1 protein-coding gene is annotated in these 1,612 nt (G+C 28.0%); it reads right to left on the reverse strand.

Translation table 11 applies throughout. The features are described from left to right. The coding region (locus tag ACKTTQ_RS00625; RefSeq protein WP_408048150.1) for a condensation domain-containing protein at positions 1 to 1,612 on the reverse strand (1,612 nt) is incomplete at both ends.

Raw genomic sequence — 1,612 nt, forward strand, 5'->3', positions numbered from 1 at the left:
AACATCTATGATAGATTTTGCCACTCCATAATCTTTATCTGTTGAATTAAAAGCAACTAACTGCTGTTCTAATTCTTCGCTCGATAAAACATTGATGTCCTTTAATAAAACCCCTGAATCATCTATTACAAAATCTATTATTCTACTAAAATAATCGCCAAATCGTTCTACACTTGAATGATTGAAAAGATGTTTATCATATTCTAACGTAAACTCTAACCCCTCCTCTAATTCATTAACACGTAGTGTCATATCAAATTTGGAAATTTTACAATCATAATCATACTTCTCAATGGATAGCTTTGAAGAATCAAAATTTGGTAATTCAAAATTGAAATATTCAAACATAACATTAAAAAGAGGATGCAAACTTGAACTTCTTTTTAAACCTAATTCATCAAATAAGTCTTCTAAAGGGTAATCTTGATTCTCAAAAGCATTAAAAGCTTTCTCACTTACTTCCTTTAAAAACTCACTAAATTTTTTATCCCCTTTTGGATGATTTCGAAGTGCCAAAACGTTCATTAACATACCTGTCACACCATTTAAATCGACATGCTGTCTTCCTGAAGCAGAAGTACCAATAATTATATCTTCCTGATTGCTAAGCTTACTTAATAATAAATTATAAACACTAAATAAGAGTATAAACAATGTAGTATTTTCTTTCTTTGCTAAAGAATTCAATTTATTTTTTTTCTCTTGATCAAATAAGAATTGGAATCTACCTCCTTCTTTCTCAACATCCATTAGATTATTGTTATCAACAGGAAGTTTAAGCGAACTTACTTCATCCGAAAATTCATTTAACCAATAATCCCTCTGTTTATCAATTGTAACCTGGTAATCATTCAACTGCCAAATTACGTAATCTTTATATTGAATTTGAGGTACTATAAGTTCTTTTTCATTATAAATAGACATAAAGTCTACAAGCAAAATATTATTTGTAACTCCATCAGTAATAATATGATGACAATCAAATATCATAATATGCTCTTCACTTGAAACTTTTATTATACCTACACGAAATAAAGGACCTTGACTTAAATCAAACGGTTTGACAAACTCATCTATCGTTGAATTTAAATCTATTTCTTTATTTAAATAAGTAACTGAAAAGTCAATTTCTTTTAAAACTCGTTGTACAGGTTTATCATCAACAAACTCAAAAATAGTACGTAAATTTTCATAACGTTGAATTAATTTTTGAAATGAACTTTCAAGATTTACTTCATTTAAAGTTCCTTTTAACTTAGCAACTAAAGGAAGGTTATACGTTACTGACTCTTTATCTAACTCGTATAAAAAGTACATACGCTTCTGTGCTGAAGATAATGGATAGTAATCCATTTCTTCTGCCTTAAGTATTCTTGAAAATTCTACTTGCTCTCTATCATTAATACATTTAGCTAAACTTTTAATAGTATTCATTGTTATCAACTCAGGTACATTTAGTAATACGTTGAATACTTCTTTAATTTTGTTTTTTAGAGATATTAAGTTTAAAGAATTTCCTCCTAAATCAAAGAACTTACTATTAACTCCAATTATATCACTATCAACTCCAAGTATTTCTGAATAAATCCCTACAAGTTTCTCTTCTATTACA

The sequence above is a fragment of the Tenacibaculum halocynthiae genome (assembly GCF_964512825.1).
Lineage (GTDB): Bacteria > Bacteroidota > Bacteroidia > Flavobacteriales > Flavobacteriaceae > Polaribacter > Polaribacter halocynthiae.